Below are 19,416 nucleotides of genomic sequence, written 5' to 3' on the forward strand. Positions count from 1 at the left end.
CTCACCCGTTCCCCACGGCGCCACCCATGGTGGCGGTGCCGGCCAGCTCGGTGACGCCGCCCGCGGCGAGCGTGTCGCGGACCGCCGACCGGGTGGCCTCCAGGAGGTGGTCGACGTCGGCGTCGGTGTGCGCGTAGGAGACGTGGTTGCGCTTGAGGTTGAGCGGCAGTTCGAAGACGCCGTGCTCGGGCATCCGGCGCCGGTAGCCGATGAACATGCCCGCATCGTTGCGCAACAGGTCGTCGTATGTGCGGGGAACCGGCCCGTCCATGAAGTAGCTGACAAAGACCGACCCGTGGCCGGTGACCACGGCGGGCACGCCGAGGTCGGCGAAGACCTCGGCGAGGCCGGCGCGGATCCGCTCGCCGAGCCGGTACACGTGCTGGTGGACCGGCTCGGTGCGTAGCTTGCCGAGGGTGGCGAGCGCGGCGGCGACCACGGCCGGGTGGCCGTTGTAGGTGCCGGCGAAGAACGCCGGCGCGCCGGGGCGGGTGCTGAACAGGTCCATCAGGTCGGCCCGGCCGCCCAGCGCGCCGATCGGGTAGCCGTTGCCGAGGGCCTTGCCGAGCGTGGTCAGGTCTGGGGTGACGCCGCTGATGCGCTGCCAGCCGCCGAGGTCGTGCCGGAAGCCGGTGATCACCTCGTCGAAGACGAGGACGCTGCCGGCGCGCGTGCACTCGTCGCGCAGCGCCTGCAGGAACTCCGGATCGGGCAGCAGGCAGCCGACGTTGTGCGGCACCGGCTCGACGATGACCGCGGCGATCTGCTCGCCGTGCTCGGCGAAGGCCGCGCGCACGGCCGGCGCGTCGTTGAAGCGCAGCACGAGGGTGGCGTCGAGGACCTCGGGCAGGATGCCGGTCGAGATCGGGTCCTGCACGCCGACCCGGTCGGGAGCGGAGATGACGTTGAGGCTGACCGCGTCGTGCCAGCCGTGATAGCAGCCCTGGAACTTCACCACGAGGCGCCGGCCGGTGGCGGCGCGGGCGACCCGCAGCGCGTGGAATGTCGCCTCGCTGCCGGTGCTGGTGAGCAGTACCTGCTCGATGCTGGGCACCAGCTCGGCGAGGGTCTCGGCGAGCTGGACCTCGCCGTCGGTGACGGCCACGCCGCACAGGTCGAGGCGCCGGCCGGCCTCGGTGACGGCGGCGTTGACGTCAGGGTCGTTGTGGCCGAGCAAGGGCGGCCCGAAGGCCGCGTGATAGTCGGTGTACTCGCGGCCGTCGGTGTCCCAGAAACGCGCACCCGCGGCCCGGGCGATCACCAGCTCGGTGAGCCCGGGGATGCTGCGCTGCCCGCTGTTGACGCCGCCGGGGATGACCCGGCGGGCGCGCTCGGCGAGCGTGGTGCCGGATGGGGCCGATCGTGGCTTCACACCTAACTCCTCATCGGTGCGGTGCCATGGCCCAGCCCGGTCATGGCGCCGCGATGTCTTCCGCCGCATGAGACTTTCTGAACACTGTTCGGTACTGCCAAACAGTGTTCAGCATCCTAAGCACGCCTGATCGATGGGGTCAACACGACGGGGGGGCGCGGTTTTCGAACAGCTTTGTTACGCTGTTCGGCCTGGGCGAACAGCAGCGCGCGAAATGAGGACCATGAGCACCGACGAATCCGACAACGCCAGATACCTGGTCCGCAGCGTCAGCCGCGCGGCCGAGGTGCTGGAGGCGCTCTCCGCCGCCGCCCCCGGTCGCGGGCTGAGCGTCACCGAGGTGGCCCAGGCGTGCGGCCTGTCCAAGAGCACCGTCTTCGCCACCCTCTACACGCTGGGCCAGCACGGGCTGGCGGCGGCCGACGGCGAGGGGCTGAACCGGCGCTACCGGCTCGGCATGGCCCTCGCCCGGCTCGGCGTGCGGGCCCAGGAGCAGCTCTCGCTGCGCGACATCGCCCGCCCGGTGCTGAACACCCTGACCGTGCAGACCGGGCTCAGCTCCCGGCTCGCCGTGCCCGAGGGCGCCCACGCGGTCGTCATCGACCAGGTCAGCAACGGCGAGCGGATCCAGCTCGACCTGCGGATGGGCACCCGCGAGCTGCCGCACTGCACCGGCCTGGGCAAGGCGCTGCTGGCCGAGATGAGCCCCGCGCAGGTCGCCGAGCTCATCGGCCGGGTCGGGCTGCCGAAACGCACCGACCACACGATCACCGACCTCGACTCGCTCCAGGCGCACCTGGACGAGGTCCGCACCGCCGGCTACGCCCTGGACGACGAGGAGGACGCCGACGGCGTGTTCTGCATCGGCAGCGCGCTGCGCGACCACACCGGCGGCTGCTGCGGCGCGATCAGCGTGACCGGCCTCAAGCTCGGCCTGCCCGCCTGGCGCTACCAGGAGGTGGGCCGGCAGGTGCGGCAGGCCGCCGACGAGATCTCGGCCCGCCTCGGCCACGTCGATCACCGCGACAACGCTTGACACCGAGTTCACGGGCTGTTTAAAGTCCCCGCCAACGTCACGACCAAGGTCGTGACCCTCTCGGGCGAACTAGCTGACTCCCGACGCGCCGCAGCCCCGGTGCCGGGACGTTCCGGTCAGCAGCTCCGCCGCCTGCGCGCCTCGCGCGTTTGCCCGACCTTCACCCCCAAAGAACCGCACCGCTGTGCGGCGGCGTCGCCGCACAGCTGGACCGCGAAGGTTGAGGCTTTCCATGGGTCAACCCGGCTCGCCCCCACCCGACCACGTCACGCCCGAGGACCGGATCCTCGCGGTGGACACGGTCGCCGCCCTCAACGCCATCCACCCGGCCCTGCTGACCGCCCGCACCATGGTCCGCGTCGCCGGCTACCACACTCCCGGCGACGGCGGCGGCACGCTGCTGCGCTGGGACCCGGCCAGCGCGGCCGCCGGCAACGGCGGCACCGTCCACAGTCCTTACGGCCGCCCGGCCGGCCGCTGGCTGGCCGTGCACGCGGGCGTCGGCGACTTCCGGATGTTCGGCGTCTTCGGCCGCGAAACGCCGGCCGACGACGCCCTCGACGCCATGGTCGGCGATCCGTCGATCCAGCGCGTCGAGGCCCACACCGACCTGAGATTCGTCAAGCGGCACACGTTCGGCCGCAGCGACATCGAGCTCGACTTCGGCGGCCACACCGTCCACACGGACGGCATCGAGCGCAACACCCACGACAACCCGTTCGGCGCGGTGCTGTACTTCCGCGGCACGCCGACCGGTGCCCCCGTCGTCCACACGCTCACCGAGACCGTGCCGGAGCTGTCCGACGTGTTCCAGGTGCCCGACGCGAAGCAGTTCGCGGTCGGCCAGTGGTGGACCGCGACCAGCAACCCGCTCACCGGCGCAGACGAGCGCGAGCTGCAGAAGATGGTGCAGGTCACCCAGATCGTCGACGCCACCCACATCCGGGTCGGCTACCTCAACGGCTGGCAGCTCGACCCCGGGCGTACGGTCACCTGGCAGCGGGTCGAGCCGGTCCGCCGGGCGCACGTGCGCAACATGGTCTTCCTCGGGTTCGTCGCGTTCACCGGCGAGTACCCGGGGTCCGGCCCGGACGACCGGGAGTACAGCGGCTCCCACCCGGTCGCCTACGAGTACGCGGTGCGCTGCGACGTCGAGGGCATCCACGCCACCGGAACCTGGTGGCCGGTCATCATGCGCCGCTGGTGCACCCACTTCACCACCGCGAACTGCACCCTGAAGAACCCGCCGACGGTCATGTACGGCGGGGCCGGCTACCTCACGCAGCAGATCTACTGCCTTTACGGCCACGTCGTCGACTGCCGCAGCTCCAACGCCCGGCACCTCAACGACCTCACCGCCTCGGCGTACTGCACCGTGGAAAACTGCCACGGCGACGGCGACGACGCCGGCGGCAACCCGTTCACCACCCATGGGCAGTACGAGCACGACCTCGTCTTCACCGGCAACTCCGGCCTCATGGACATCGCCAACAGCGGCGGGCAGTGGGGCATCAGCGCCAAGCGGATCACGATCCGCCGGCACGTCTGCTCCTGGTTCGTCGCCGGCACCAAGATCACCGACCTGACCCTGGAGGACGTGCGGGTCATCGCCCGCTCCACGTTCGATCCGGCCGGCACGCTCCAGGTCAACGCCGACGGCATCCAGATGCGCGGCTGCTCGGCCCGCACACTGAGCATCGCCCAGCGCTCGGCCCGATCCCGCCGGCCCAACATCATCGCCGACTGCGAGTTCGACCAGCCCGCCGGCACCGTCGTCCACCAGACGCCGGTCAGCAACCCGGTGCACTTCGTCCGGACCACGTTCCGCGGCCTGGACGGCGCGATCCTGCGCGGCGCCGGCCCGGTGCACTTCACCGACTGCAGGCTCACCGGCTCGCCCGGCGCGGCGCCGCTGCAGATCGGCGCCGCCGAGGTCGTCGTGCACGGCGGGACCCTGACCGACACCGGCATCGAGCTGTCGGCCGTGCGGGACCAGCGCCTGGTCGTCGGCGGCGGCGCGACCGTCACCGGCACCAACGCCCGCGGCGCGCTGCTGTCGCGGGCCGCCGGCACCGGGCAGGTTCGCATCGAGCTCGGCGACTACCGCAGCACCGCCGCGGGCGCGGCCACCGCGCACGTCCGCGTCGAAACCGGCGTCAACCGGTACCGGGCCGTCGGCGCCCGCTTCACCGGAGGCCGCCTCGTGCTCGCCGAGGCGGGCTTCGGCGGTACCTCCACGCTGCTGCACGCCGGATGCGTCGAGGACGGGGTCGGCCGCGAGCTGCCCGCCGACTCCGCCCGGATCGTCACCACCGACAACCTCACCGTCTGACCGGCAGGAGACCCTTCCGATGGATCGCTCCGAATCGACGACCCGCCGCGCGCTGCTGCGCGCCTCCGGGCTCGGCGGCCTGGCCCTCGCCGGCACCGCCCTCGCGCTCTCCCCAGCCTCGGCGGCTCACGCCACCCCCTACTCGCCGGGCGACGACGCCGACCGGCTCAGCCCGATGCGCGACGCCGTCTTCCACGTCGGCTCCGTCGCGGCGCTGCTCGCCCTGCAGTACCGCGCCCTCGTCCCCGGCCAGCTCGTGCACGTCGACGGCCACCTCGCGGCCGGCGACGGCGGCGCCCGGCTGATGCGCTGGGACCCGGCGAGCAGCGCGCCGGCCAACGGCGGCACCGTGCTCGACCCGCAGCGCGACCGGCCCGGCCCGGGCCGCTGGCTGCAGGTCCACGACGGCGTCGTCGAGTTCCGGCACTTCGGCATTTTCGACGCGAAGACACCGGCCGACGCCGCGCTCGACGCGATGGTCGGCGACCCGTCGATCCACCGCATCGAGGCGCACACCGACCTGCACTTCGTGAAGCGCCACCGGTTCACCCGCAGCGACCTGGTGCTCGACTTCGGCGGGAACACCATGTCGACCGACGGGATCGAGGACGCCGGTCGCGACGACCCGTTCGCCGCCGTACTGTTCTTCCGCGGCACGGTCACCGACCACGTCCACACCCACACCCTCACCGAGGCCGTGCTGGAGGGCTGGGACTCCTTCCAGGTCGGCGACTCCGCCGCGTTCGCGGTCGGTCAGTGGTACGCGGTCGAGGTCAACAAACTCGCCGGTGCATGGGAACGCGAGCTGCAGAAGCTCGTGCAGGTCACTCAGATCATCGACGGCACGCACATCCGGATCGGCTACAAGAACGGCTGGGAGCTCGCCGCCGGCCGGACGCTGACCTGGACGCGGGTCGAGCCGGTCAGCCGGGTCCATGTGCGCAACCTGGTCTTCACCGGCAACGGCGGCGACCAGTACACCGGATCGCACCCGATCGCCTACGAGTACGCCGTGCACTGCGACGTCGCCGACGTCGACGCCACCGGCTCGTTCTGGCCGGTCATCATGCGCCGCTGGTGCACCCACTTCCACACCGCCCGGTGCACGCTGAAGAACCCGACCTCGGTCACCTGGGGCGGCGCCGGCTACCTCACCCAGCAGATCTACTGCCTGTACGGGCACGTCGAGGACTGCCGCACGTCCAACGCCAGGCACCTCAACGACTGGACGGCCTCCGCCTACGGCTACGTCACCAACTGTCATGGCGACGGCGACGACCAGGGCCCGTTCGTCACCCACGGCCAGTACGAACACGACCTCGTCTACACCGGCAACTCCGGGCTGATGACGTTCGCCAACTCCGGCGCCGCGTGGGGCTCGGCGGCCAAGCGGATCACCGTGCGCAAGCACGTCTGCTCGTGGTTCGTGGCCCGGGTGAAGGTCACCGACCTGACCCTCGAGGACGTCCAGGTGATCCGCAAGGCCGGCCTCGCCGGCTCCGGCATGCTGTGGGTCAACGCCGACGGCGTCCAGCTGCGCGGCTGCTCGGCCGACGACACGCTGATCATCTCGCAGCAGTCGAGCCGCTCCGGGCGACCGAACGTCATCGAGGGCTGCGCGTTCCGGCTCGCCACCCCCGGCACGGAGGTGGTGCAGGCCAGCGTCACCGCGCCGGTACACCTGGTGCGCACGAGCATCACCGGCCTCGACGGGCACGCGTTCAACGGGCCGGGACCGCTGTACCTCACCGGCACGACGCTGACCGGCGCGGCCACCGCCGCTCCGATCGCCGTCAAGTCGGCCGACGTCCGCGTCGACGGCGGCACGCTCACCGACACCGGGATCCGGCTCGCCGGCGCCGCCGACCAGCGCATCAGCGTCGGTGGCGGCGCGGTGCTCAGCGGTACCAACGCGGCCAAGGCCTTCCTGTCCCGCGCCGCGGCGACCGGCGCCGTCACCTGGGACCTCGGCGCCTACGTGAGCACCGCCGCCGACGGCGACACCGCCCACGTCGCCGTCGAGTCCGGCCGCAACCGGTACTCGGCCGTCGGTGCCCTGTTCACCAGTGGCCGGCTGCGGCTGGCCGACGCGGGCTTCGGCGACGGCTCCTCCCTGCTGCACACCGCGTGCCTCGAGGAGGGCGTCGCCCGGGCGCTGCCGCCGGCCGGGCCGCAGGTCCGCGACACGGGCAACCTCAGCGTCTGACCACTGACCGGCAAGGAGAAGACGACGTGGAGCAGCAGGTGACGGTGGCGCTGGTGGGCGCCGGGAACCGGGGCCAGACGTACGCGCGCTGGGTGGCCGAGCACCCGGAGCGGGCGCGGCTGGTCGCGGTCGCCGACCCGCGCCCGCACCAGCGCGGCCTCGTCGTGGCCGACAACCCTGGCGCCGCCCAGTACACCGGCTGGGAGGAGTTGCTCGGCGCCGGGGTCGAGGCCGACGCGGTGATGATCGCCACCCAGGACCGCATGCACGTGGCGCCGGCCGTGGCGTTCGCACGGGCCGGCCACCACCTGCTGGTGGAGAAGCCGCTCGCGCCGACCGAGGCGGAGTGCCGCGAGATCGTCGACGCGGTCCGCGCCAGCGGCGTGCTGTTCGCGGTCTGCCACGTGCTGCGGTACACCCCCTACACCGACCTGGTGAAGCGGGTCGTCGACAGCGGCGTGCTCGGCGAGATCGTCAGCGTCCAGCACCTGGAGCCGGTCGGCTGGTGGCACTACGCCCACTCGTACGTGCGGGGACCGTGGCGGCGGGAGGACCTCGCGGCGCCGATGCTGCTGGCGAAGTCCAGCCACGACCTCGACTGGATCAGCTACGTCACCGGCCGGCGCATCGAGCAGGTCGCCAGCTTCGGCGGCCTGCGCCACTTCCGGCCCGACCAGCGCCCGGCCGGAGCCACTGAGCGGTGCCTCGACTGCCCGGTCGAGGCCGCCTGTCCTTACTCGGCGCCGAAGCTGTACCTGCCGTGGCTGCGCGAGCGGGGAGCGGTGTGGCCGGTCAGCGTCGTCACCGACGGCACCGACGAGGCCGCGCTCCTCGACGCGCTGCGGACCGGGCCCTACGGGCGCTGCGTGTACAGCGGCGACAACGACGTCGTCGACCACCAGGTCGTGGCCATGGAGCTGACCGGCGGCGTCACCGCCACGTTCACCATGACCGCGTTCACCGAGCAGACCCACCGTCAGACCCAGCTGTTCGGCACCCACGGCATGCTCTCCGGCGACGGCGAGCGGGTCCGGGTGCACGACTTCCGCACCGACCGGATCGAGGTCCTGGAGACCGGCCCGGTCGGCGGGTCCACCGCCGCCGACGACCACGGCGGCGGTGACAGCGGCCTGATGGACGCCTTCATCCGCGCCGTCGCCACCGGCGACCGAAGCCACATCCGGTCCGGACTGGACCAGTCGCTCGCCAGTCACCTCGCGGTCTTCGCCGCCGAGACGGCCCGGCACACCGGCACGGTCGTGACCGTGCCCGCGCAGTGAACCATCACTCACGAGAGGAAACATTGATGCGAGTTCGCAGGTTCGCGCCGGTCGCGGTCGCCGCGCTGGTGGCCGGGCTGCTCGCCGCGTGCGGCGGCGGGTCCGGCGACAGCGGCGGCGGGTCCGACGAGAAGGCGTCGGTCACGATGTGGATCTACCCGGTCATCCCCGACCAGGCGGCCCACACCGCCTTCTGGAACGAGCAGGTCACCGCGTTCAAGACCAGCCACCCGAACATCGACGTGAAGGTCGAGATCTTCCCGTGGGCGAAGCGGGAGGAGTCCCTGACCACCGCGATCGCCGGCGGCAAGGGTCCCGACGTCGTCTACCTGATCCCCGACCAGCTCGGCAAGTTCAACAAGATGATCGAGCCGCTGGACAGCTACCTGCCGCCCGACGCCAAGGCCGACTACCTCGACAACGTCAAGGCCGCCGTCACCCTCGACGGCAAGATGCTCGGCGCGCCGATCCTGACCAGCAGCAACCCGCTGATGTGCAACGCCAAGGTGTTCGCCGAGGCTGGCATCACCGACTACCCGGAGACCTGGGACGACCTGCTCGCCCTGGCCCCGCAGTTCAAGGCCAAGGGCTTCGACGTCACCAACTACTACGCCGACCCGGCCGCCACCCTGAACCAGTCGTTCTACCCGCTGCTGTGGCAGGCCGGCGGCGACGTGTTCAGCAAGGACGGCAAGAAGGTCGCGTTCGACGGCCCCGAGGGCGTCAAGGCCCTGACCTTCCTCAAGCAGCTCGCCGACGGCGGCTACGTGCAGAAGGACCTGCTCACCAGCATCCCGGCCTTCGAGCAGACCAACGTCGCCAAGAACAAGGTCGCCTGCACCTGGCAGCACGTGCCGGCCGACGTCAAGACGTTCTGGGGCGCGGACAACATCAAGATCTTCCCGCCACTGAAGGACGCCAAGAGCGTCGGCTACGGCACCGTCGGCAGCCTCGCCATGCTCAAGGGCAGCTCGGCGAAGAAGGCCGCCGGCGAGTGGATCACGTTCGCCAGCCAGCCGTCGGTCACCTCGGCCTACGAGACGAAGAGCGGCTACTTCCCGGCGAAGAAGTCGGCCGGCACGCTCTACGCGTCGGACCCGATCAACAGCGCGATGGAGAAGACCCTCGCCAGCACCACGGTCGGCGCGTTGAACGAGAAGAGCCGCGAGGTGATGGGCGTGCTCGCGCCCGAGATCCAGGCGGCGCTGATCGGCAAGAAGACCCCCGAGAAGGCGCTCGCCGACGCGGCCAAGGCCGCCAACGCGCTGCTCTGACCCTTGGCCCGGCCCGCCGCGGCACCCTCGCGGCGGGCCGGCTCCCTTGCTTACGGAAAGGACGGCGGATGGCCGAAACAGCACAGGTGGCCGAAATAGCACAGGTGCCGGCCCGGCGGACCCGGCGGGTGATGGCCCGGCGCGAGGCCCGGTGGGGCCTGCTCTTCGTCCTTCCCGCGTTCCTGCTGTTCCTGGTGTTCCGGTTCGGCCCGGCGATCGCGGGGCTGGTGCTCGGGTTCATGGAGTACTCCATCGGCGCCGACGCCGAGTGGACCGGGCTGGACAACGCCCGCCGCCTCGCCGACGACCCGGTGTTCTGGCAGGCGCTGCGGGTCACCGTCGTCTACACCCTGCTGTACGTGCCGGTGACCGTCGCCGTCTCGGTCGGGCTGGCCCTGCTGGTCCGGCGCGGCTTCCGCGGCGTCGGCTTCTTCCGTTCGGTGTTCTTCCTGCCGGTCGTCACCAGCCTCGTGCTCGTGGCCACGATCTTCGCGTGGGTCTTCTCCAGCGACGGCCCGTGGTCGCGGATCCTCGGCTGGTTCGGGCTGCCCGACGACTCGTGGCTCGCCTCCACCACGCTGGTCCTGCCGGCGCTCGCCCTCGTCGGCGTCTGGTCGCACTTCGGCTACGGCATGCTCATCGTCCTGGCCCGGTTGCAGGACCTGCCGCGCGAGCAGGAGGAGGCGGCACTCACCGACGGCGCCGGGCCGTGGCAGCGGTTCCGCTGGATCGTCCTGCCGCAGCTGCGCCCGGTGCTGTTCTTTCTGCTGGTGATCGAGACGACCGCCTCGTTCCAGGTCTTTGACCTCGTCTACGCGATGACCGGCGGCGGCCCGGCCCGAGCCAGCTACACCCTCGTCATGGCCCTGTACGAGCAGGGCTTCAAGTACTTCGACCTCGGCTACGCGAGTGCCATCGGCGTCGCGTTGTTCGTGCTCACGCTCTTCGTCGCGCTGATCCAGCGGCTGGCCCTCGGGAGGGACAAGTGACCGTCACGACCGCGCCCCGTCGGCCCCGTCGACCCCGCGCCTACCGCGCCCTGCAGCCCGGCCCGGCCGGCAAGGTGCTGCGCACCGTGCTGCTGGCCGTGGCGAGCGTCGTCACGCTGTTCCCCTTCTACGCGATGGTGGTCCTGAGCCTCAAACCGGCGGCGGCCGTCGAGTTCCCGGGCAGCCTGCTGCCGTGGCCGATCGACACCGGCGCCTACGGCAAGGTCCTGGAGGCCCAGAGCATCCTGCGCTGGCTGCTGAACACCGCGATCTACTCGGTCGTCAGCGTCGTGCTGGTGCTGCTGCTCGCCGCGATGGCCGGCTACGCGTTCGCGAAGAAACGCTTCCCCGGCCGGGAGACGATGTTCTGGTCCTTCCTGGCGATGGTTATGGTGCCGTACCACGTGACGCTCATCCCGACGTTCATCCTCATCGCGAAGGCCGGCGGCGTCGACACCTACTGGGGCCTGATCCTGCCCACCCTCGCCAACGCCCAGGCCGTGTTCCTGATGCGCCAGTTCATCCAGGGCCTGCCGGATGAGCTGTTCGAGGCGGCCCGCATCGACGGTGCGTCGGAGTGGCGGATGTTCACCCGGATCGTGTTGCCGTTGTGCAAGCCGATCCTCGCCACGCTGGGCGTGTTCGTCTTCCTGTGGCACTGGAACGACCTGCTCTGGCCGCTGATCATCGGGCAGAGCGGGGACATGCGCACGCTCACCGTCGGCATCGCCTCGCTCCAGCAGGAACAGGTGCCGCTCAACGTCATGCTCGCCGGCTCGGTGATCGCGTTCGTGCCCATCTTCGCCGCCTACCTCGTCGGCCAGCGGTACTTCACCGAGGGCGTCACGATGTCCGGAATCAAAGGTTGACATCCTTCCCCTCCCTAAAGGGAGGGGATTCCCTGGGTCGCCCCAGGGGTTCCTGCTTCACCGCCGGCCGCCCCGTCCGGGAGGACTCCCGTTGAGGTCTTACACCAGCTCCACAGGCAGACACCGCCAGCCCGGCGGCCAGAATGTTGCGTGCCGCGTTCACGTCACGGTCGTGGGTGGCGCCGCACCGGCACGTCCACGACCGCACGTTGAGCGGCATCTTCTCGTTCAGTGCGCCGCAGGCCGAGCACAGCTTGGAGGACGGGTACCAGCGGTCGACCGCGATCACCTCGCGGCCGTACCAGGTGGCCTTGTACTCCAGCATGGTGCGGAACTGCCGCCATGCCGCGTCCGAGATGGCTCGGGCCAGCGTGTGGTTGCGGACCATGTTGCGGACGGTCAGGTCCTCGATCACGATCGTTTGGTTGTCACGAACGAGTCGAGTGCTCACCTTGTGCAGATGGTCGCGGCGCCGGTCGGTGATCCGGGCGTAGGCGCAGGCGACTTTGACCCGGGCCTTCGCCCGGTTGTTCGAGCCCTGCTCCTTGCGGGCCAGGTTCCGCTGCGCGCGGGCCAGCCGCGCCCGGTCGGCACGCTCGTACCGCGGATTCACAACCTTCTCCCCGGTGGAGAGGGTGAGCAGGCTGTCCAAGCCGGCGTCGATCCCGACAGCAGCGTTCACCGCCGCAGCGTCGGGGATCACATCGTCGCAGAGCAGGGACACGAACCAGCGCCCGGCCGCGTCCTGCGACACGGTCACCGTCGACGGGGACACCCCCTCGGGCAGCGGCCGGGACCACACGATGTCCAGCGGCTCGGCCATCTTCGCCAGGGTGAGCTTGTCGTCGCGGAATCGGAACGCGCTGGTGGTGTACTCCGCCGATTTCCGGGACTTCTTCTTGCTCTTGAAGCTGGGGTAGCGGGCGCGTCCAGCGAAGAAGTTCGCGAACCCGGCTTGCAGGTGTCGCAGGGCCTGTTGCAGCGGCACGGACGAGACGTCGTTGAGGAACGCGAGTTCCTCGGTCTTCTTCCACGCGGTCAGCATCGCCGAGGTGGCGTTGTAGTTGACCCGCTCCTGCCGCAGCGTCCACGCCTCGGTGCGGGCGGACAACGCAAGGTTGTAGACCTTCCGGACACACCCGAACGTCCGCGCCAGCTCAGCGGCCTGCGCGCCGGTCGGGTAGAAGCGGTATTTGAACGCCCGCTTCACAGTCCTGGACATTGCCTCACACGTTAGCCCAGACATTTGTGAGCCTCGCGGTGACACCCGGGCAGACGCCGATCCGCCTTGGTGGCGAATCAGCTTTTCCTGTCCTGCTCCGCAGAATTCCGTTTCCTCCCCCGCCTGAAGGCGGGGGTTTCCACAGAAGGAATCCGATGGGACCCGTGTTCAGCAGCGAAACCGAACTGGAGGACCGGCTCGCCCGGCCGTCGCCGGCGCTCGTCGCCGACCTCGCCGAGGGCGCCGGCGACCTCGTCGTCCTCGGCGCCGGCGGCAAGATGGGCCCGTCGCTGTGCCGCCTGGCCCGCCGCGGCCTCGACGCGGCCGGGCGCACCGGCGACCGGGTGTACGCCGTGTCGCGCTGGTCCGACGAGAAGGCCGCCGCGGCGCTGGCCGCCGACGGCGTCGAACCGGTGCCGTTCGACCTGCTCGGCGACCGCGACCTGCGGGAGCTGCCCGACGCGACCGACGTGGTGTTCATGGTCGGCGCGAAGTTCGGCACCTCGGCCGCCCCCTACCTGGCCTGGGTCGTCAACGCGGTGCTGCCTGCCGCCGTCGCCCGCCGCTACGCCGGCGCCCGGATCGCGGCGTTCTCCACCGGCAACGTCTACCCGCTCGTGCCGCTCGCCTCCGGCGGCTGCGTCGAGGACGACCCGACCGGCCCGGTCGGCGACTACGCGATGAGCTGCCTCGGCCGGGAGCAGGTGTTCGCCCACGCCGCCGCCACGAGGGGCACCCCGGTGACGGTCCTGCGGCTCAACTACGCGGTCGACCTGCGCTACGGGGTGCTCGCCGACGTCGGCCAGGCCGTCCTCGCCGGCACGCCGATCGACGTCACCACCGGCCACGTCAACGTGGTCTGGCAGGGCTACGCCAACGAGGTCGCCCTGCGCTCCTTGCGCCACGCCAGCACCGGCGTGTTCACCCTCAACGTGACCGGCCCGGAGACCGCCCCGGTGCGCCGCCTCGCCGCCAGGTTCGGCGAACGGCTCGGCCGGCCGGTGACCATCACCGGCACCGAGGTCCCCGCCGTGCTGCTCAACGACGCCACACGCTGCCACGCACTGTTCGGCTATCCGGACGTGCCGCTCGGCACCCTCGTCGACTGGCAGGCGGACTGGCTCGCCGCCGGCCTGCCCACCTCGGGCAAGCCGACCAAGTTCGCCGTCCGCGACGGGAGGTTCTGACCGTGGGCCTTGATCTGCTCCGGTCGGGCACCGTCATCCCGGCGCACCCCCTCGCCCTCACCGCTGGCCGGGCCCTCGACGAGCGGCGGCAGCGCGCGCTCACCCGCTACTACCTGGCCGCGGGTGCGGGCGGCGTCGCCGTCGGCGTGCACACCACCCAGTTCGAGATCCGCCAGGCCGGGCTGCTCGCACCGGTGCTGGCGCTCGCCGCCGAGGTGGTCGACGCCGAGGCCGGCCGTCCGGTGGTGAAGATCGCCGGGGCGTGCGGCGACACGGCACAGGCGGTCGCCGAGGCCGAGCTCGCCGCCGGGCTCGGCTACGACGCCGTGCTGCTGTCGACGGTCGTGCCGGGCGCCGACGAGGCCGCCCTGCTCGAGCGCGCCCGGGCGGTGGGCACGGTACTGCCGGTGGTCGGCTTCTACCTCCAGCCGGCCATCGGCGGCCCGCGCCTGTCGACGGCGTTCTGGCGGGCGTTCGCCGACCTGCCGTCGGTCGTGGCGGTCAAGCTCGCGCCGTTCGACCGGTACCGCACCCTGGAAGCCGTCCGCGGCATCGTGTCCGCCGACCGGGGCGCCGAGGTCGCCCTCTACACCGGCAACGACGACCACATCCTCGGCGACCTGCTCGGCCGGTTCGCCGGGCGGCGCTTCGGCGGCGGCCTGCTCGGCCAGTGGGCGGTCTGGACCCACGCCGCGGTGGCCATGTTCGACCGGGTCCGCGCGGCCCGCGACGGCGACGCCGTCGCGCTCGCCGAGCTGACGGATCGCGCGGCGGCGGTCACGGACGCCAACGCCGCCGTGTTCGACGCCGCCAACGCCTTCCGCGGCTGCATCGCCGGCGTCCACGAGGTGCTGCGCCGGCAGGGGCTGCTCGCCGGCGTGTGGTGCCTCGACCCGGACGAGGGGCTCTCCGCCGGCCAGGCCGAGGAGCTGACCCGGGTCGCGGCCGCCTACCCGTGGCTGACGGACGACGACTTCGTCGAGGAGCACCGCGATGCCTGGCTCCGGTGACGCGCCACGGCTGCCGGTGACCGTCGTGTCGGTGCCGCCCGCCCTGCGCGGCCAGTTCTTCCCGGCCGAGGTCGGCGCCCGGCTGGCCGAGGTCGCCGACTGCGTCCTGGTGGACGACCACGCCGCGGCGGCGCAGTGGCTGCCCCGCGCCGAGGTGCTCGTCACCGCGTGGGGCTTCCCGCGGCTGGACGCCGGCCTGCTCGACCTGGCCCCGCGGCTGCGGCTCGTCGCCCACACCGGCGCGTCGGTCAAGCCGTTCGTCACCGACGGGGTGTTCGACCGGGGCATCGCCGTCACGCAGGCGGGGCAGGGCATGGCCCGGTCGGTCGCGGAGGTCGCGCTGGCCTTCACGCTGGCGCTGCTGCACCGGCTGCCCCGCTTCGACCACGCCCTGCACGCGGGCGCCGCGTGGGACGCCGCCGAGCAGGCGCCGCCGCGTGACGAGATCCTCGGCTGCCCGGTCGGTGTCGTCGCCGCGTCGCGGACCGGCCGCGCCTACGTCTCGCTGGTGCGCGCCCTGGGCGCCGAGGTGACGCTGGCCGACCCGACCCTCTCCGCGTCCGAGGCGGCCGCGCTCGGTGTGCGGCTGGCCGGGCTCGACGAGGTGCTCGCCGGCAGCCGGATCGTCGCGCTGCACGCGCCGGTCCTGCCGGAGACCCGGCACCTGCTCGGCGCCCGCGAGCTGGCGCTCCTGCCCGACGGCGCCGGCCTGGTAAACACGGCCCGCTCCTGGTTGGTCGACGAGGCGGCGCTGGTCGCCGAGCTGTCCACCGGCCGCATCGACGCGGCCCTGGACGTCTTCGACGACGAGCCGCTACCCTCCGGGCACCCGCTGCGGGCGCTGCCGAACGTGCTGCTCACCCCGCACCAGGCCGCCGGCACGGTGCAGGGGCGGCGCCGTCAGGGCGCGATCGTGGTGGAAGAGATCGCCCGGTACGCCGCGGGGCGGCCGCTCGCCCACGCGGTGACCCGGCAGCTGCTCACCCGCATGGGCTGACCGTGCACCGCCCGGCCATCCCCGCCGACGAGCCGTCGCTGCGCGCCCTGTGGTCGACGGCCTTTCCCGACACGGACGTCTTCCCGCTGTGGGCCGGCGACCCGGGGCGCTTCCCCCGCACGTTCGTCGCGGTGGACGCGGCGACGGTTCTGGCCGCCGTCTACTACCTTCCTCGTCGGCTGCGCGCCGCCGACGGCGCTGTGCACCTGGTCGGCGGGATCGCGAACGTGGCGACCCTCCCCGCGGCCCGCGGCCGCGGCCACGCCCGCCGCCTGCTCGACCTGGCTTTGGCCGCGATGACGGCGGACGGCTGTTCCTGGTCGCTGCTGTTCACCGGTACCCCGGACGTCTACCGCGGCAGCGGCTTCGAACCGTTCACGCTGCGCTACCCGACCGGCACACCGGCCCCGGCCGGTCGCACCGCCGAAGCGGCCTCACCGTCCTCCGGCTGGACGATCGGTCCCGGCTCGCTGGCCGAATGGAGCAGGCTCGCCGCAGCCCACCGGGCGTTCAACGCCCACCGCTCACTCACCACCGTCCGGACCGCCGACGACTGGAACCGCCGGGTGCCCGTCTGGTACGCGCCGCCGGCCGAGGTGCTCGTCGCCCACCGGCGCGGCCGCCTCGGCGGGTACGTGGTCCTGCGCCGCACGGCCGGCGAGGTACAAGTCCTGGAGGCTGCGTGCCGGCCGGGCCGGGAGGACGCCCTCGGCGCCCTGTTCGCCGCCGTCGCCGAGCACGCCCGCGCGGCGGGCGTGCAGCGCTGCACGGCCCGGCTGCCCGCCGACCCTGCGGTCGACGCGGCGCTGCCCCGGCTGCTGCGCGACCCGGTGACCGAGACCGACACCACTGGGATGCTCCGGCCCCTACACGCCGCCCCGGAGCTGCTCGCCGCGATGACCGCCGCCCCGGGGGCGTTCCACTGGCCCGGTGACTACCTGTGACGTTCGGGCACCGGCGGAATCGCCCGGCGGTCGCCGGGTAGTCGCCAGCTGTTCGCGGGCCGATGTCTGGATGGCGATCCAGGCCCAGTCGTAGTCGCGTTCGCCTCTCGCGCCGGCGCCGGCGGACAGCCGCTGCCGTGCTCGGGTCGGCAGGAGATCGGCGACGACGGTGTCGGCGCGGACGTCGCTGGCGGTGGCGAGGATGACGTGGCGGCTACCTGGGCTGGCTGGCGAGGCGCTACTACCCCACGTTCCAGCCGGTCGGCGACACCCCCAACGTGGGCGTGTGGAGCCTCGGCGCCCGGTCGTTCAACGCGCTGGTCCTGCAGAACCTCGCGCACGCCAAACGGGTCGACCCGCAGGAGTCGATCAGCATCCAGAACACCGGGACGAACATCAATGTGTCGGCCCGGCAGTTCAGCCAGCCGGTCGGCGGGCAGACCAACCCGCTCTTCGTCGGCCTGGTCAACGAGTACACCACCCGCATGCAGACCGTCTCCGACGAGCTGGGCAATCTCCGCAAGGAGGTCACCGCTGAGCAGTACGACTTCTGCTCCCCGGCCAACCAGTACAACACGGTCCCGCGACTGAGCTCGCCGGGCTCGATCAGCCGGTGCAGCGACGGACCGGCCTTCCCGCGGCCGCCCAACGCAGGAGGCGCGCACGATGCGCAACACCAAGTCCGCCGGCACGATCAGCTCGTGGTCGACGACGTCGCCTGAGCCGAGCGGCTACTTCTACACTGTCGAGGACATTCTCAACCGCGACTTCGCCGCCGTGCACAAGCCGGCGTTCGAGGCGACCGCGTCCACCGTGGACGACGCCGCGACCCGGACAGCCGCCGAGAACAAGACCTGGCCGATGCTCATCGGCAAGCAGCGGGAGTTCTACAACAAGGTGGTCGTGGCGCTCGGCAGCCCGACACCGCTGGCCGAGGCCAACAAGAAGGTGACCGAGACGCTGCGGCTGATGCAGACGTACACTCAGCTCGGCTTCGCCACCGCGCTGGAGTCCGACGACCTGATGCACGGCCTGCTGTTCGGCAAGAACATCCTGCCCGGCGACTACGTGCACCCGCAGGCGCCCTACGGCGAACAGCTCGCCGACGCCCACATCACCCAGATGTTCACCCGGGCGCTGAGCGCCTACAACCAGTGCAACACGCCGCTGGGCACGCCGTGCGGGACGAACTACGTCAACCCGCAGTCGTACAACCAGAGCAGCTCCTACGTCGCGGACTGCATCACGTCGAGCACCCCGGGCGCGCCCGGCGACATGATGGGCAACTGCCTGCACTACCTGGCAAGCAGCGCGCCGCGCAGCTCGCCGCTCAGTACACGCTGCACTCGCAGCGGCTCGCCGCCGGCGCCTACACCGAGGGCATCCCCGACGTCGAGGCCGTGGTGACCGCACTGCGCATCGCGGAGCGCGCCGCCCGCGTGTAAACCCGTTCCCCCTCGGGTGAGTCCGGCCCCGGCCGGGCCCACCCTCGTCCGGCGCCGGTCCGGACGCCGCGGTCGGGCTCAGCCGAGGAAGCCGTGCAGAGCCCGCGGTGAGCGACGACCGAGCTTCGGTGGCGAAGCAGGGCCTGCGTCGCCGGAGCCGGCTTCCTATCTGTCGGCTTCGTCGGGTCGTTCCGGGCGGGCCGCCACGACCCGGCACAGCAGCGCCGCGACGGCGCCGGTGACCGCGCCGACGATCGTCCCGGTGACGAGGCTGGACACCGCCGCGGCGCCGCGCACGACGCCGCGCTGCACCGTGGGGTCCACGTCGGCGAGGTTCCCGCCGAGGGTCGGGGTGACCCCGTCGAAGGCGGTGTCCCACAGCAGTTGATGGCCGGCGGCGAGGAACACGCCGTAGAGCGCGCCGATGACCAGGACGGTCACGAACGGGCGCGGCGGCCGCTGCCACAGCACCGCTGCGATCCAGCACAGCGGGGGGAGGAAGACCAGCAGTCCGTTGACGAGGCTGCCCTCCTCGACGACGCCGAGGTCGTGCAGCACGAGCCGGGGCGCGGCCAGTGCGGCCAGGCCGACCAGCACCGGCCAGGAGAACCCGAGCATCCGGCGCGGCCGGCTCATCGCGCGGCCTCCGCGGCGACGCTCGCGCGAGCCGTGTCGCGGGCGAAGCGCAGCAGCGCGGTGAAGGCGAGCACGGCGGTGACCGCGCCGCCGGCGAGACGGACCCGGTGCCCGGCGACGAACTCGTCGGCTACCTGCCGCAGGTACTGCGGGGGGTGGGTACCGACCGGGTCGACGAACATGATCTCGTTGCGGGGCCAGAAAAACACCGCGGAGAACAGGAACTCGCAGGCGATGAAGGCCCCGGCCGCGCCGGCGATCCACCACCGCAACCGCGGGTCGCGCCAGGTGAGCAGCACCGCGGCGAGGCTGCTGAGCACCACTGTGGCGCCCAGCGGCGGGAAGTAGTCGCTCGGGCCGCCCGCGACCATGAACTCGCGGGCCCGTTCCAGCGACGCCGGGGCGTCGCCGAAGATGTTCGGGTAGAGCATCACCGTCTCGGCGGCCACGCCACCGAACGACAGCATCGCGGTCCACACCAGCACCACGAGTGTGATCCAGGTCAGTTTGGTACGGGACACGTTCGGGTCCTCCTGTGTCGTCGCGCCGTTGCCGGGCGGTCCCCGGTGGTCGTCCACCATGCTGTGGTGCGCCGGCGTCGCCGTCTGCCGCCTGCG

The 19,416-nt window shown here is 72.0% G+C and carries 17 protein-coding genes; 13 read left to right on the plus strand and 4 right to left on the minus strand.

All coding sequences use genetic code 11. The features are described from left to right. Nucleotide 1: 1 nt before the first annotated feature. Entirely contained in the window at nucleotides 2-1,372 is a 1,371-nt protein-coding gene (locus ACQEVZ_RS01885) for an aspartate aminotransferase family protein (protein WP_433360364.1), read from the minus strand. A 223-nt stretch (nucleotides 1,373-1,595) separates the two neighbouring features. Here ACQEVZ_RS01885 and ACQEVZ_RS01890 point away from each other — a divergent pair, with 223 nt between their 5' ends. From ACQEVZ_RS01890 to ACQEVZ_RS01920, 7 genes are all read left to right on the plus strand, one after another. Next, nucleotides 1,596-2,408, plus strand: coding sequence for an IclR family transcriptional regulator (locus ACQEVZ_RS01890; protein ID WP_433360367.1), 813 nt, complete (start codon nucleotides 1,596-1,598; stop codon nucleotides 2,406-2,408). Nucleotides 2,409-2,640: 232 nt separating this feature from the next. Then, complete coding sequence (locus tag ACQEVZ_RS01895) at nucleotides 2,641-4,740, plus strand: hypothetical protein (protein ID WP_433360370.1); 2,100 nt, start codon at nucleotides 2,641-2,643, stop codon at nucleotides 4,738-4,740. A 19-nt stretch (nucleotides 4,741-4,759) separates the two neighbouring features. Continuing rightward, nucleotides 4,760-6,946: a hypothetical protein gene (locus ACQEVZ_RS01900; protein ID WP_433360373.1), complete on the plus strand. Its 2,187-nt coding sequence runs from the start codon at nucleotides 4,760-4,762 to the stop codon at nucleotides 6,944-6,946. 26 nt (nucleotides 6,947-6,972) lie between these two features. Further along, a complete protein-coding gene (locus tag ACQEVZ_RS01905) occupies nucleotides 6,973-8,226 on the plus strand; it encodes a Gfo/Idh/MocA family protein (RefSeq protein WP_433360376.1) in 1,254 nt (417 codons plus the stop codon). A gap of 26 nt (nucleotides 8,227-8,252) precedes the next feature. Next, nucleotides 8,253-9,500 (plus strand): ABC transporter substrate-binding protein, encoded by a 1,248-nt coding sequence (locus tag ACQEVZ_RS01910; protein ID WP_433360379.1) that lies wholly within the window; start codon nucleotides 8,253-8,255, stop codon nucleotides 9,498-9,500. Nucleotides 9,501-9,568: 68 nt separating this feature from the next. Continuing rightward, entirely contained in the window at nucleotides 9,569-10,489 is a 921-nt protein-coding gene (locus ACQEVZ_RS01915; RefSeq protein WP_433360382.1) for a carbohydrate ABC transporter permease, read from the plus strand. Next, entirely contained in the window at nucleotides 10,486-11,358 is an 873-nt protein-coding gene (locus ACQEVZ_RS01920; protein WP_354903160.1) for a carbohydrate ABC transporter permease, read from the plus strand. Before ACQEVZ_RS01915 ends, ACQEVZ_RS01920 begins: the two co-directional genes overlap by 4 nt. On the opposite strand, the gene ACQEVZ_RS01925 is transcribed toward ACQEVZ_RS01920, so the two are convergent. After that, a complete protein-coding gene (locus ACQEVZ_RS01925; RefSeq protein WP_433360386.1) occupies nucleotides 11,348-12,580 on the minus strand; it encodes an RNA-guided endonuclease InsQ/TnpB family protein in 1,233 nt (410 codons plus the stop codon). The two genes, ACQEVZ_RS01920 and ACQEVZ_RS01925, sit on opposite strands and share 11 nt — an antisense overlap. A 164-nt stretch (nucleotides 12,581-12,744) precedes the next feature. Here ACQEVZ_RS01925 and ACQEVZ_RS01930 point away from each other — a divergent pair, with 164 nt between their 5' ends. The 6 genes from ACQEVZ_RS01930 (at nucleotide 12,745) to ACQEVZ_RS01955 (ending at nucleotide 18,125) form a co-directional block, all read left to right on the plus strand. Beyond that, nucleotides 12,745-13,767 (plus strand): NAD-dependent epimerase/dehydratase family protein, encoded by a 1,023-nt coding sequence (locus tag ACQEVZ_RS01930; protein ID WP_433360389.1) that lies wholly within the window; start codon nucleotides 12,745-12,747, stop codon nucleotides 13,765-13,767. A 2-nt stretch (nucleotides 13,768-13,769) separates the two neighbouring features. Continuing rightward, entirely contained in the window at nucleotides 13,770-14,777 is a 1,008-nt protein-coding gene (locus ACQEVZ_RS01935; protein WP_433360392.1) for a dihydrodipicolinate synthase family protein, read from the plus strand. After that, a complete protein-coding gene (locus tag ACQEVZ_RS01940) occupies nucleotides 14,761-15,774 on the plus strand; it encodes a hydroxyacid dehydrogenase (protein ID WP_433360395.1) in 1,014 nt (337 codons plus the stop codon). The genes ACQEVZ_RS01935 and ACQEVZ_RS01940 overlap by 17 nt, the downstream gene beginning before the upstream one ends. A 2-nt stretch (nucleotides 15,775-15,776) precedes the next feature. Then, nucleotides 15,777-16,718 carry a GNAT family N-acetyltransferase gene (locus tag ACQEVZ_RS01945; RefSeq protein WP_433360398.1) on the plus strand — a complete coding sequence of 314 codons (942 nt, stop codon included), beginning with the start codon at nucleotides 15,777-15,779 and terminating at the stop codon, nucleotides 16,716-16,718. 278 nt (nucleotides 16,719-16,996) lie between these two features. Next, nucleotides 16,997-17,440, plus strand: coding sequence for a hypothetical protein (locus tag ACQEVZ_RS01950; protein WP_433360401.1), 444 nt, complete (start codon nucleotides 16,997-16,999; stop codon nucleotides 17,438-17,440). Then, a complete protein-coding gene (locus tag ACQEVZ_RS01955) occupies nucleotides 17,385-18,125 on the plus strand; it encodes a hypothetical protein (protein WP_433360404.1) in 741 nt (246 codons plus the stop codon). The genes ACQEVZ_RS01950 and ACQEVZ_RS01955 overlap by 56 nt, the downstream gene beginning before the upstream one ends. Before the next feature lie 203 nt (nucleotides 18,126-18,328). Here the strand turns inward: ACQEVZ_RS01955 and ACQEVZ_RS01960 are convergent, their stop codons facing one another. Next, the gene (locus ACQEVZ_RS01960; protein WP_363405347.1) at nucleotides 18,329-18,799 is read right to left on the minus strand and encodes a hypothetical protein; all 471 of its coding nucleotides are present in this window, start codon (nucleotides 18,797-18,799) and stop codon (nucleotides 18,329-18,331) included. After that, nucleotides 18,796-19,320: a DUF1772 domain-containing protein gene (locus ACQEVZ_RS01965; protein WP_433360407.1), complete on the minus strand. Its 525-nt coding sequence runs from the start codon at nucleotides 19,318-19,320 to the stop codon at nucleotides 18,796-18,798. The genes ACQEVZ_RS01960 and ACQEVZ_RS01965 overlap by 4 nt, the downstream gene beginning before the upstream one ends. Nucleotides 19,321-19,416: the final 96 nt, after the last annotated feature.

Origin of the sequence: Dactylosporangium sp. CA-152071 (genome assembly GCF_050936335.1) — a bacterium.
Taxonomy (GTDB): domain Bacteria; phylum Actinomycetota; class Actinomycetes; order Mycobacteriales; family Micromonosporaceae; genus Dactylosporangium; species Dactylosporangium maewongense.